The sequence below is a fragment of the Mycobacterium sp. 852002-10029_SCH5224772 genome, from assembly GCF_001667315.1.
Taxonomy (GTDB): Bacteria; Actinomycetota; Actinomycetes; order Mycobacteriales; family Mycobacteriaceae; genus Mycobacterium.
This window is the reverse complement of record NZ_LZHT01000106.1, coordinates 109113-122489: the sequence shown is the minus strand read 5'-3', so window position 1 is coordinate 122489 and position 13377 is coordinate 109113. Positions and strand designations below refer to the sequence as shown.

The 13377-nt window shown below is 65.1% G+C and carries 6 protein-coding genes and 2 pseudogenes; 2 read left to right on the top strand and 6 right to left on the bottom strand.

Annotated features, from left to right (window positions below):
- Positions 1-149: 149 nt before the first annotated feature.
- From A5775_RS18895 to A5775_RS18875, 6 genes and pseudogenes are all read right to left on the bottom strand, one after another.
- Positions 150-2975 (bottom strand): hypothetical protein, encoded by a 2826-nt coding sequence (locus A5775_RS18895; RefSeq protein ID WP_156660772.1) that lies wholly within the window; start codon positions 2973-2975, stop codon positions 150-152.
- Between the two features lie 1477 nt (positions 2976-4452).
- On the bottom strand, positions 4453-7053 hold the full coding sequence (locus A5775_RS18890; RefSeq protein ID WP_067255721.1) for a LuxR family transcriptional regulator: 2601 nt from the start codon (positions 7051-7053) through the stop codon (positions 4453-4455).
- 133 nt (positions 7054-7186) lie between these two features.
- Positions 7187-8329, bottom strand: a complete 1143-nt coding sequence (locus A5775_RS25700) for a catalase family protein (RefSeq protein WP_197512738.1) — start codon at positions 8327-8329, stop codon at positions 7187-7189.
- 21 nt (positions 8330-8350) lie between these two features.
- A pseudogene (locus A5775_RS25695) lies at positions 8351-10114 on the bottom strand (peroxidase family protein); the annotation flags it as partial.
- 548 nt (positions 10115-10662) lie between these two features.
- A complete protein-coding gene (locus A5775_RS18880) occupies positions 10663-11118 on the bottom strand; it encodes a DUF6294 family protein (protein ID WP_067255717.1) in 456 nt (151 codons plus the stop codon).
- 309 nt (positions 11119-11427) lie between these two features.
- Positions 11428-11908 (bottom strand): annotated as a pseudogene (locus A5775_RS18875) (FAD-dependent oxidoreductase); the annotation flags it as partial.
- 361 nt (positions 11909-12269) lie between these two features.
- On the opposite strand from A5775_RS18875, the gene A5775_RS25060 reads away from it, so the two are divergent.
- Together A5775_RS25060 and A5775_RS18865 are read left to right on the top strand one after the other, a co-directional pair.
- The gene (locus tag A5775_RS25060) at positions 12270-12698 is read left to right on the top strand and encodes a cellulose-binding domain-containing protein (protein ID WP_082953076.1); all 429 of its coding nucleotides are present in this window, start codon (positions 12270-12272) and stop codon (positions 12696-12698) included.
- Between the two features lie 132 nt (positions 12699-12830).
- The gene (locus A5775_RS18865; RefSeq protein ID WP_231995212.1) at positions 12831-13319 is read left to right on the top strand and encodes a pyridoxal-phosphate dependent enzyme; all 489 of its coding nucleotides are present in this window, start codon (positions 12831-12833) and stop codon (positions 13317-13319) included.
- Positions 13320-13377: the final 58 nt, after the last annotated feature.

Genomic DNA, 13377 nt, shown 5'->3' with positions numbered 1-13377 from the left:
CTTGCCCCGATCGCAGAGGTCGCCGACGTGCATGTCGCGATACGGCACGGAGTGGTCCCAGTGCACGGTCCGGGGGCGGGCCACCGGACAATGCCGTATCGACTGTTGATGTGCTGTCCGACGCCAGGGTTACCGGCCTGACCAACGACTCAGGATGCCGGTGGCTCACTCGATCCGCCGGCCGCCGGCGAGGTGCATTCTCGGAGGCACTCGACCGCTTCCTTGGCGATGACGCGGCCCAGCTCGGTGTAGGCGGCGAATTGCCCCTCGTTGAACCATTGGTCGGATGTCGGATCGTGGGGGAAGATTTCACTGGACGCCGCATACGAGAGAAGCCAGTACGGGCAATGTTGCGACACCACCGCTTTCACGAAGATCAGAGTGCCGGTGCAGACCATGAGCCCTGCCGCCGCCGGGTACGTGATTTCGCCTTTGACTACCGCGCCCCGGGTGATCCGTGGGTTCAGGCCCGCCAGCGCATTGTCTTTGGCGAACTGGGTGCCGGACCCTGGCGCGATGTTTTCCAGGGAGTATGCCCCCTTGCGCTTGAGCGCGATGTTAACGCCGAGTTCGTATTTCGCCAGCCGGAGCGCGTCGGTGAGGCCGGTCGGTAGCGGCGGCGGATCGCCGCCCCCGTCGATGACGATGATCAGTCGGCACCGACGGCGGAGAGCCTCTACGAGACCCGAGTTGTCGTAATGACCGCCGTCCGTGATTTGCACCAATCGGGCATCTTTGTTGTTGATACCGAGGATTTCTCGATACAGGTATCCCGCCCCCCGAATGGTGGGCAGTGACTTGGGGGGCAATACCCGGGGCGGATCGTCGGAGCGGTCGGGGCCGGCGTCGTGACAAAGTTGGCGCACGAAATTCGGGTTGGGTAGCCAGGTGCCCAGGCGCGCGCCGGAGATGGCGAGCAGCTTCTCGATGCCCTTGTCTTGCCGTCCCATCGCGGAGGCGAAGGCCGCGCCGCTCACCGCGACCGCCGCCTCGACGGTGAGGTCCCGGCGGATACGTGGCGGCGAGGCGCTCAACAGCTTTCCGGTGTCTAACCAGCCGAGTTCGGGCCCCCCGACGAGATCCGCGCTCAGCACGTAGGACACGGCGTTGAGACCGGGGGCGGGCTTGTCCGGGCCGATGATGGTGGCCGAGCACGCAAACACGAATTTCGGTCCCTTGCTCACCCGCCCGTAGTCGTCCAGCCAGGTGGGTTCGTTGTCCGGATAGCGCACGGCCGCGTTGTTCTCACCCACGGGCGGTAGCCGGCGCACCGCGAAGGTGCGGGCCAGGCGGCGCCGATAGAAGGGGTGCAGGCTCATAGACGTGACGTCCGCGAAGCCGATGAACGACGCGGCGACCACCAAACCGATCACCCACCAGGCGCCGTGTGGCACCTCGTTGAGCCGGTCTCCGAATACGTTTTTGGTGTTGTAGTGGAAGACACCGGCCGCGAAGCTACCCAGCAAAGCCAACCACACCAGCAGGAGCACGGCCAATGTGCCGACGACCAACAGCAGCGAGATGACTCCCGGCGGCAGAAGGCGTTTCAGTAGTGTGGGGGACGGTTGGGCGCCGGCACTCTTGGCAAGCTTGTTCTTGTCACGCCAAACCATGGCGATCAGGGCTGCGACGTAATTGAGTCCCACAACGCCCGACAGCGCGGTGAACGCACTACCGGGGTTGGCGGGAAGGTGGGCGCTAGCCCACCAGCAGAGCCGCATCAATCCCGGGACCGCGATCGTCAGGGTAAACACCACAAGCGCCAATCCGGTGATCGCGCGCGCCAGGCCTGACACGCATGTGCGCACGCGTTCGCCACGTCGGCTGGCCGAGACCCACTCGATGACCAACGCGGTCATGGTCACCAGTACGGCTGCAGCCGCAAGGGATCCCAGCGCCCAATAGGCGGCGGGCTGGCCGACGAGTGACGCGAAATACTCGCCGTGCTCTTTTAACTCGATCTCGGTGTATTGCGCCCCATGGGCGTTTGGTTCGGCGGCTGGGTGCTCGGCCGGCACCGGCGGGAACGCGGCGATGGGGATGCGGGCGAGCAGCCAGCCCAGCACCCAGCCCGCGATGACTGGCACGATGAAGATGGTCGCCAGGGAGGCCAGCAGGTTCTTGAGGACTTCGCCAAGGGCCCGCACCAATTCCAATGGCGAGTCGGCGATGTAGCTCGATCCGCGCCGAACATGGTCAAACTCCTGCGACCCATCTTCGAACCGCTGGGAGACCGGCACTACGCTCTCCGGTGGTTTCGGACCTTGTTGTGCCCCTTCAGTTTCCTGATCGCTGGGCTCGGGTTGTACCGCCAGTAGTCGTGCGCCGGCCGCATACCCGCCCCCCGACACCGAGATCACATAGTCCAGGTCGTCCAGCAGCGGTGCCGCGCTGCTGTGTTCGGAGGTCATGGATCCCACGGCGGCGGTGTCATTCGACGGCCTGGAAAAGACTTGCATGGCACCCATCGCCACGCAGGCGGAACGGACACCTCCGCCGGATAAGCACAGCGCCTGAAGCGGTTTGATGCGGCCTTTCAGCGCGGCGGTGACCCCGGGCACGTTATAGGCGCGCAGCCAGCTCTGCTGTCTCTCGAGCAAAGCGTCGACCGTCTCACCGGATTTCCTGACCGCCTCGTTGGTAGCCAGGACTTCCGGCAGCTCTTGTGGTGCCAGCACCACCTCCCACCACGGCTTCTTCCGCGGTTCATCGCGACTACCGGCGCCCGAGCGCTGGAAGAACTTGGAAGGCAATAACATTCGCGGCAGGGACACACCACGCATTCGATGCCATGCCCACAACCGCAACGTGCCCATCGCGCCCCGGGCGATGATTCCCAGGGAGGCGACCACCCCGATCGCCGCCACGAGGCTCGCGCAAACCATGATGGTCGCCGCGGCTGCGGCCGCGGTACCCATCGCGGTGTTCGGCAACCTGATCGGCACAAGAAAATGTGCGGTCAGGCCCGCTGCCACAGCGACAACTGTCGCGGCGACAACAAAACCGGCGATTCGACAACCAAATCGCGAACTCGCACGGACGCGGTAGAACGCGGCGCACCCCAACAACACCATCCCAGCGGCGATGATCGCCCACGGGTGCTTGGTCAATCCTGCGGGAAACTGCGCACTCAGATCACCGACGATCGGTCCGCGGTCAATCAGTGTGCAACAGAACGCCACACCCGTGACGATCATCCCTACCGCGATAGATGATGCCCATGCGGACCAACGTCTGGACACATTCGCCTCCCAGACTCGACAGATAGTCGCTGTCAAACGCGGCTACCGGATAGCTTGACATATTGTGCGCCGCTTCACTCCTCGCCGTGGGGTTCTTGGTTGCAGCGCTCCAACCAGGCGGAAAGACGGTTCATGACGACGCTGACCACTATCAGCGCGATGCTGAAAACCATGAGGAGTTCATTCACGGTCGTTCCATCTCCGGGGGTCAACGGCACGCGCCACGGCCTACCCGTCAGGCCATGCCGCATGAATACGGTCTGGGACGTTGTCAGCTCTCCGCTTCAGGCGGGTAGGCGAGTCGATTCGCCGATCACGCGGCCCCGCCGTGCGGGAGTCAATCCTCGCGGTGGCGTTCGTAGTCCCAACGTTCCAGCCATGTGGAAAGACGGTGGATTCCGAGGCCGGCCATTATCAGCACCGCGCCTTCGATGATCATGAGAAGTTCGTTCATAGTCGTTCCATCTCACGGGCCATGGCCGCGCGCTCAATGTAGGCGGGTCGCAGTGGCGGGTAGTGGCGACGCGGCTCGCGCCGAGCACCGGTGCGCAGTGACAACCGTTGCCTGAGCAGAACTATCCAGGAATGGCGCCTGTCGGCGGGCCGTGGCTGCACACCGGCGGCAGTTGCGAACGCGACCTCGCCCGCGGAGATGAGGACGGGTGCCGGGGAAGCCGGGGTAATTCCCAGGGCTGCCCCGGCACCCTTTGCCGCACCGACCCCGCCTCCCACAACAGGGGCGTGCGGCGGCACCTGGGTGCCCGGTGTGCGGCCGGAGCGGACCGAGGCATCGGCGTGACGGTCTGCCGTCACTGTGTTTGGGGTGGATAACATTTCAGCTCCAAGGGGGGTTAGGTTCCGCTGTATTTCGTTGTTGAACCAAATCTATGAACTCAGCGGTGCCGCGGGCATGCGTAACGGCCTACCTGTTCTGCAATCTCACGCCGGCGGCACCGATGTTGATTCCTGGCAAACTGCCGCGCGCTTCGCACCGGGATCCCTCGTGGCTTGACCGCGAGTTCATCGGATGAACCATCTTCAAAAGCTGCGTAATTCATGGTCCACGACACGAACCGGCGCCGCGCGGCGCCGAATCAGGCATGCTCCAGCTAATCTGGAAGAAACGACAGCTGCGGCCGGGATCGTGGAGTACCTGCTGTAGTGGGTGGAGATGACCGCCAACGTAGGTAGTCGCGCCGCACGCCGGGATCTAGGCGGTGTGGTTGCGTGCGACGATCGCCGCTAGTTCCTCACGGTCGGAGATGTCGAGTTTGATGCAGGCGCGATAAATGTGACCTTCGACGGTGCGCACGGACACCGTGAGCTTGTCGGCAATCTCGCGGTTGGACAGTCCCTCCGCAATCAGGGCCGCGATCTCGTGTTCTCGAGAGCTGATCGGCAGGGGCTGGGCCGCGGCCTGGATCGCCGGCGTGATCGCTGCGCCGCACGCCGCGGCTAGTCTGGTCGCCCGCGCGGCGGCTTCGGTGGCGTACCGGCCGTGTCCACCGCGCTCGTAGAGCACGGCGGCTTGAGCGGCGGCGTCTGCCGCCGAAAGCAACAGCCCCGCGTTCTCGAAGTCGGTGCTCACCGCGTCGAGGGCGCGCGGATCCGAGCCGGCCACCGCCGCGGCATGGCGGGCGTACCACCCGGCCACCGCGCCATCGACGCGTTTGGCCAAGGTCGCCAGCCGGGGGGCGACGGTACGGTCCCCGAAACGGGCGGCGTGGTGCAGCGCTTCGGCTTCGACGGCGTACTGGCCGGCCCGGTGGGCGGTGTCGGCGGCGGCACGGGCGAGATCGATGCCGGTGCGTTCGCCGCCGCGGGCCGCGGCCAGCCAGGCCCGGGCGATCAGCGCCATTGGCTCATGCAAGGCCAGGTGAGGACCCGTGTGTTCGCTCGCGTCGGCCAGCACCCGCTCGGCGTCGGCGGTCCGGCCCAGCCCGGCGTACGCCCGCGCCAACAACAGCCTGCCCGGCAACCGCCACGGCAATGAATTCTCGGCGTTGAGCGCGGCCAACGCCTGCTCGAATGACGCCACGGCCTGCGGGAACATCCCGCGATAGGTGGCGACCACTCCGGTCATGATCTTCGCGATGGCCCAGCCGACGAACTGTCCCTGGGAGGAGAAGCGGCTGTAGTCGGCTACCCGCTGGTCGGCCAGATCCAGTCTGCCGGTATGGGTCAGCGCCAAGATGTCGCCGTAGCGGATCATCCACCGGATCATCCCGTCGGTGGGCTTCTGCTCCGCTCGACACCGTGCCGCGATCGGTTCGAAGTCGGCGCCGCGGCCCGCCACCGGCATGGCCAGGCCTGCCGCGAATGCGGCGAAGTCGACAGCCTGTTTGGGTGCGGCAGGATCGGCGAGGACCGACTCGGCGGCCGCGATGCCGTCGTCAAGCTTGTTCTGGTGCACCGCCATCGCCGCCCCGGTGGCCTCGACGATGAGACGCAGGGCGCGGTGCGTGACTCGCTGGCGCATCAGGGTAAAGATCTCGGCGGCCTGATCGACATCGCCCATCGACCAGAAAAGAGTGGACACTCGCGGGATGCCCCACAGTACGAGTTGCAGCTCGTCGAGGTCGTCGGCCCTGAACTGCGCCAGAATCGCGTCGGCCTCGCCGGGGCGTCCCTGCCACAGCACCGCTCGGGAGAGTAACTCGGCGGCGCGCAGTCCGTCGCCTCGTTCGAATGCGCTGCGCGCCAACCGTTCTCCGAGCGGCAGGTTGGCCAGGAAGATGGCGTCCTTCGCGGCAGCCACCAGCAGCCCGTTATCGGCGACCTGGTCGCTGTCGATGGACAGTTGGGCCAGGCGGATGCGGTCCGCCGCGGAGTTCGTGTCCCGGCCGGCCAACACCGACACGACCCGCCCGCGCAGCTTTCGCGCCGAGGCGGTGCCGGTGCGGCGGCGCACCACGTCCCCGTACAGCGGATGGCTGATGCGCGCGTTGAGCAAGGGACCGTCGCGCACGATGCGGATCAACCCTTGCAGCTCGGCGGCATCGACGGCGTCTTCTCCGGCCAGCTCGACGAGCGCGTCCAGGTCCAGAGGCTCGCAAAACGCCAGAAACTTCAGCGCGCCCAGCGCTTCGCTACCCGCGTGATCAAGCCGGCTCTCCAGTAGTTCGGCCAGGCCGGAGGAGACGGCGGTGGGTCCGCGCAGCTGCCAAACGCCGTCGACCTCGGTCAGGCTCTGGGCTTCGATCGCGCCTTGAATCATGTGCCGCAGGAATAGGGGGTTGCCGCCGGAGGCCGACCACATGACATCGGCTGACAGGCCTTCCAGGGTGCCGCCCAGCACCGATTCAACCAGCGCGATGCTCTGTCCTTTCGACAGCGGCTCGAGATCGAACCGCTGCAGATAGCCGTCCTTCCACAGCGAGGTAACCGCGTCGGGCGCAGGTTCGCCGCTGCGGACGGTGGCCACAATGCGGCCGGCGCGCTCGACCGCGATGTGGTGCAGCAGCGTGGCCGAAAGCTGGTCGAGCAGATGCGCGTCGTCGACACCGACCACTGGTTCGGCACCGGCGAGGATGTTTTCGCGCGCCGACGCGAGCAGCGCGATCGGGTCGCGCGCACTCGACGCACCGACCCACTGCATGAACGCACCGAGCGGGATCGCTTGGGATGATTCGGTGCACGCCGCCCAGTGCACGTTGGACGGCAACGCGTCGGTCACGGTGCGAGCCAGCGTCGTCTTGCCGACTCCGGCGGGGCCGATCAGCACCACACCGCGCTGCTTGTCGCCGGTCAGCGCTGCGCGGATCGTCTCTTGCTCCGCCGGGCGTTCGAGCAACTGCCATGGGCTGCTCATATTCGGGGATTTTAGGACTACCAGCGAGTCGGCGCCCAATGGGATGGCCGCTGTGCGCAGATTTCGGCTCCGTCCGCCCGTCACCGCGTCCGTCGCACGGGCGCGAGTCGAGTTGTTCAGCGGGCCCAAGCGCTCACTCGGGGAGGTCGGCGACGGTCGGCTCGAGGGGACGGACATTGTTCTTGTCATGCCGGAAGTTGCTGGAGGCTTCGTAGACCTTCAGTTTGAGACGATTGATCGGACCCAACGGACGGTGCGCCTCCAGGCCGCGCCAGGAGTTGTAGGACAGCACGTCGTCGCCGAAGTATCGCCGGTCGGGGGAGTCCGGGTTCTGTTGGCTGTAACGGAGTTTCGCAACGCCGATGTGGGGACTGAGTTCTTCGGGCCACGGCACGGTTGCGTCCTCGATGGGCATCCGGGTCAGGTCGGTGCAGAGCTGGGCGCGCAATTCGTATTCCGCGGTGTTGGCGGCGAAGAAATCGAACACCTGGCTGCGGTAGGCGTCGTAACCCGTGTCAGCTGCCAGCAGCTGGCCAGTCAACGCCTTTACCGACTCCGACAGCGGAGCGACCTCGAACTTGGCGACATGATCACCCCACCGGATGGGTGCGGCCGAATAGAAGGTCTGACCCAGGATGTGGGTGTTGGACTCGATGAAGATCTCCACGGCGTTGGGCAGTGCCACGCCCACTTTCGCCAGAACGGGTTTAACCCCGGTGAGCAAGGCTCCGACCGCACTCAACGCCGGATCAGACAGCCGAGCCAACAGCCACGCCAATGGCATGCCGCGCCGCAGATATGCCCGCACATCGGCGAAGGGGAATTCCCGGTGGGTCACCAGCAGGAAATCCTGGGTGGCGGCCTCATCGTCGCTCAGGATGCGGTCACCGGCGACGTCGAGAACCTTGATCGCCAAGCCGTGCACGCCGCGTATCTGGTCGCTTCTGATCACCCCGGAAGTCGTGGACAGCCGGGTGATCACCTGGTAGCTACCGGGCTGCGCGAACAGGCCCTGAGCCAGCTCCGGCGGCAAGTCGGGATAGACGGTGAGCTCGCCACGGAGGACGGCCAGCGTCTTGGCATGGGCGTCTCGCAGGCCATGATGGAATTTCTTGTAGGCCCATTCGTTGTTGCCGCGCAACGCCCGCACGGTTGCCTCGATTTCGCGGTCTTCCTCGGCGCCCGGTTGTTCGAGCGCGTCACTGTAGGGCACATAGGTGGGCCGCGGTCCCGGCGCCGGCGGATACCGGCGGGCCGCGGTGGCCGGCGCGGACATTCGGGTCGGTGGCCGGGCGGGTGTTCTGGGCCATGGCGCGAACGGGTTGGTGACCGAACGCAGGGTGGGCTCCAGAGCGGGGAAGTGCCGCAGCAGCACCGTACGCATCGAGTTGGTTTTTACCCAGTTCATGCCAGCGTCGGTGTACGTCGCCGGGGTGAAGTCGGTGGTGAAGAAGCGGTCGCTTCGCAGCCGGCGGGAGGCCATCAGGATGAAAATCCGGAAGGCGGTGTCGCTGAACCCGAATCCCGGTGGCTTTGGCTCCGCATAGAGGCCGACCATGAGGTCGACGCGTTCGACGTCACCGTAGATCTGACGTAGCTCCTCGGCCCAAACCGGGTTGTCGGTGAGGTCCTCGAAGGTCGCAGCGGGCTTGAGACGAATCATCCGCCGAAAGGCGTTGTAGCGCGGCACGCCACGCTCCCGGGTCCGGACGATGTCCGCCGCTGCCAGGTCAATTGGGATGTCGTTGACCCGGCGGAAATCTTGCAGGTGAACCGGAAAATTGTGCAACGTGATCTGACCCGGACTGGCAACACCCATCGAGTAGAGCAGGTCGTCGGCCTCCCACTGCGCGAGTCGTTCTCGGACGTGGGGCACCAGCAAATCGGGCAGTTGGTATCGGGCAAGCTCCTCATCGTTGCGAAGGGAGCGCAGGGTGTAGTCGTCAGGGATCAGCGGATGCATGCGGTAGACGGCGACGAATTCCTCGGTCAGCGAATAGGGAACACCGTCATGGTTGGTCATTGATCCTGGGATGCCCTGCAGCACCTCGCTGGAGGTGATGCGTCCGAATCGGTCGTCGAAGCGCTGCCCGAGCAACCCGGACCAGTTGGCGTGCATTGCCGTCTCGGTGGTGGGGTGGGCGATGATCGCCGGGGTCCACTCCACGGTGTGGATCTTCGCCATGAGCGCTGAGTTGACCAGGCGCGCTTTGTCATACAGCTGCTGGTCGCTCATTTCCGGATAGTGCCGGTGCAGTTCGCGGCAGATCGCGTTGTGTTCGCGCATGAACAGCGAGTGCAGCAGCGCCAACCCGACCCAGAAATTGGCCCGGATCGCTCCATGCGGGTCGAGCTCGGTCTCGAGCTCCTCCGGGTGCAACCCGACGTTGTCGATCCTGACCTGCCCTAGTTCTCCGGTGCGGAGGCCGTCGGCGAATCCCTTTGTGTTGCCGTAGATCTGAGATCCGTCCCACCAGTGTGTGTCCTTGGTGACGAACGTCGGCGGCCCGGACGCGTCCGGGCTGGGGTCCGGTGCTGTCCGTTTGATGGTCAGTGTCGGGGCGGGCCACGGGTCGGAGGCTGCGACTGGGATCTCCCAGGGGTTGTCGTCGGTCGTGTCGTGACTGAACCAATCGTGGACCTCGAATTGGATCCACGCGGCCGCCAGCAGGTTCAGCGTGCTCGCCGGTTTGAAGCTGTCGCGGGCGAGGATGCGCTGACTGATCAGGCGGGGGTTGGGTTCTAGGATGCGTTGCTGGTCTTCGGGATAGGTCAAGGTGGTGGCGACGTTGCGGCCGAACCGGCTGCCCATCGATCCCATCATCGGGTACTGCAGGTCGTTGTTCGTGCCGTCGAGGGTGCGGGCGTCCCGGCAGGCAGCAACATCCGCCGTGGGGGAGCGGTCCTTTGGTCCGCGGCCGGTGTCGTAAAGGTTGTGGGCCCGCAGTTGCTCACGCAGTCCGACGAGGACGGCGAGGCCCAACGGTTTGGGGAGTCGGGACCATCCGACCCATCGGTCCGTCGTCTGCGCTAATCGCGCCAGTCGATCGACAAGCCTCATAATCGCCCTCCGTTCAACGGATTTCGTTTCACCGGCCGGGCACGAGTACCAATGCGGTGTCGCGGCGCGCCCTGAAGACGGTTTCCCCCGGTCATGGTATGCCGTTGGTGATGAAGCCGGTCGGACACTAACAATTCTGCGGGCCTGAAGCCGGCGGGCAGAGCCGGGGTCCGCGCTGGTTTGACCGCAGGTCCTAGGGAGCCGGCCGGTGGGTGGTAACCCGGCCTGAAGGCGCGCACGCCGAGCAAGGATCTGCATCCGTAAAGCGGCCCACATGTCATCGTCGGCAATGGACCATTTCTTCGCCGCACCACCAGACGCGGCCGTCGGGCGGTCGCGCGCACCCTTGGTGCCGTCGCTGTCGTCGGTCATCTTTCGCTCCTCAAGGGCTGGTGTGGGCGGCTTCGCTCGCCCAGGCGCGGGCGTCGCCCCAACGGCCGCTGTATCGACGCGGCTCACGCGCAACGGCCTGCGAAATTCGGCGCGTGGCTATCATTGGGCGCCGCGTAACATCGCGACGCCCAATGATCGTCGGACGCGCAGAAGGGTCAGCAGTGTGCCTGGTTGATCCGGGCGCCGGCGGCGGATTCGAACCACGCGGCAGGGAACGGGAAATCCTGGTTCCAGGTGACCCACACGCCTTCGAAGTTCATCTGTGGACCGACCAGCTTGGGGCTGGTCCACAACACGGCGCCGTGCACGTCAAGCAAGGAGATGCCGCCGTAAAACACCCACTGGTCGTCGTCGTCACTGGACTTTACGTGGGCGAAGAAGTTGGCGGTGCCGTCGGCTTTGATCGTCAGCAACTCGTCTTGCAAACTGCAGTCACCGACGTTTGTGGTGCCCGACCACACCCACCACTTTCTTGCCACGTCGTGAGTGTGCGACGAGGGGTGTTCGCGCATCTCGCTGCGAAGATCCACCCGTGGCAGGCTCTTGCACTCCGGTTCCGGCGTCTCGTCCATAGTCGGCTCGGCTTTGGTGGCGTCGTATTCAATGGTCATTTCATGCTCCTCAGGGCGGTTGGGATCGGCGGCACCGGTGGGGGCAGCCACTGCTACATTCGGTGTTTTCACCCTGGGACGCACGAGTAGTGCACTACGCGAACTGCCAGAAGCGGTTACGGCAAGCATGAGTAGTTCGCCCACCTCAGTCGATCTGTGACCTCACTGCGTCGGCCGGAGTCGGTGGCGGCCACCCGCCGCTCGGGCCACCGTGGACAGCGGCTCGCTAATTAGTCAATTGCGGGTCCCGAGGTTGATGGGGAGAGCGCGCCGCCCGCATTGCGGCCCGGTAGCCAGCCACTGATTGGGGACCAGAGAGTGGGTGCCGTCCGCGCCGATAATCGCATCGGCCCTACGCACGGTGGCGTCCGAGAGGCTCAGCTGCACTTTGTCGCCGGTATGGGGCCAGCCCGGTGGCAGCCAGCCCGTATTCGACGGTGCCTGTCGTCAGCCCGCCGGTGAGGATGTCGCGTAGCACCGAGCGTTGAATCACTGCGAGTGGTTCGCCGAGTGCCCTGACGATCCGCTCAGCCGCTGGGCGGCGCAGCCATGAGCCGTCGCGCCAGCGCAGCGCGCCGGCTGTGACCCTCGCACTGGCATCACGTACCGCGTCGCCCAGACCGAGTTCGTCGAGCGCAGCTAAGGCGTTGGGCCAGATGCTGATTCCGGCGCCTGGAGAGGTGTCGGTGCGCTTCTCCACGACCGTGACGTCATGGCCCCGACGCTGTAGTCCGACGGCGGCCGCGAGCCCTGCCATACCAGCGCCCACCACCACGATCCGTGGCGTCATGTGTCGAACCTATCGCGAACTCTTGGTCGCTCCGATTCGGCATCGGCCGCATTGTCGAGTTCTCGGCTCGGCGCCTAGCGCGCAGGTTGGTGAGCGCGGATGTCCACGACACTGGCTGACCTAGCTGGTAACCCGCATATTCGATTCCACTGTGTTCCTGCTCATGCGGTCGCCCTGGAACCCATGAGCAGCGCTGAGGGGGAGTGTGAGGTCGATGTTGCGGTACTGGCCGGCCGCGCCGTAGCGATGGTTCAGGTGGATCGTGGCAAACGTTTCATGACGGTTTCGGTTGAGCAAAGGTACGGCAGCTTACCCGCGATGCGACGGCGGATATCGCCTGTACGGCTTTAATGTGGCTGCTATGTCCGAACTGAACACCTACGCGAAGCGCTGGCGCACAGCGCTTCACGTAACCGTGTCGGCATTGATAGTTGCCATCGTCGGACTCGCCATCAGCCCTGTAGCTCATGCGGCTGCGGCCGCAGCGACGTTGTCGGTCGCACATACGTGGCAGACGGGGTTCATCGCCAACTTCACCGTCACCAACTCGAGCATGGCACCGCTCTCTGATTGGAAGCTTGAATTCGACATGCCGGCGGGGCAATCCGTCTCGCACACGTGGAACAGCACCATTACGCAATCCGGCACGCACTATGTGCTCACCCCCGCGAATTGGAATCGCGTCATTGCACCCGGCGGTTCGGCCACAGGTGGTCTAAGGGGTGTGCTGAGCGGTACCTACTCGCCACCGGTGAATTGTGTGCTCAACGGGCAATATCCCTGCACCTAGCGGCGACTACGCACTGCCGTTGGATTACGCAGTGACACGTCGACATTGAGCTAATTCAGCCGTTGCACTTGCGATGGTGAGGGGCAAGTAGGCGCCGCTAACGCTGCTTTGTTATGCAGGGGACGCGAGCTTGTGTACACGGCACCGTCGTTCGACGCCGCCCTAATCGAGCTTGTTGGCGGAGCGCTGGCCACCGCTGTGAGTCACGTGATCAAGGCCCTCGCGCCCGACGTCGAGGTGATCTGCGTCCAGCCTCTGGGAGCGCCCGCGATGACGCACTCTTGGCGCCAACGACGCGTAATCACCACCAACTCAACCAATACCATCGCTGATGGCATCACCGGTCGCTGTCCCATCCCGGCCGTCCTCAACGACCTTCTGGTGGTCGTTGACGACGCTGTGCTGGTCCGGGAGGCGTCGATCATCGCTGCGATGCGAATGCTGCTCGACCACGCCGGCCTGATTATTGAACCATCGGCCGCGCTCGGCGTCGCGGCGACGCTCGAAGACCGCGAACGCTTCGCCGGGCGACATGTCGCCACCATTGTCTGCGGAAGCAACGTCGACATCGACGCCTACCACGGCTGGGTCGGCGGCGCCCGCGCCCCACACGAGACCTGATAATTGCTCGGTGCAGGACGGCTATAACACACCACCAAAGCGGCGAGTGCTCCCCAGG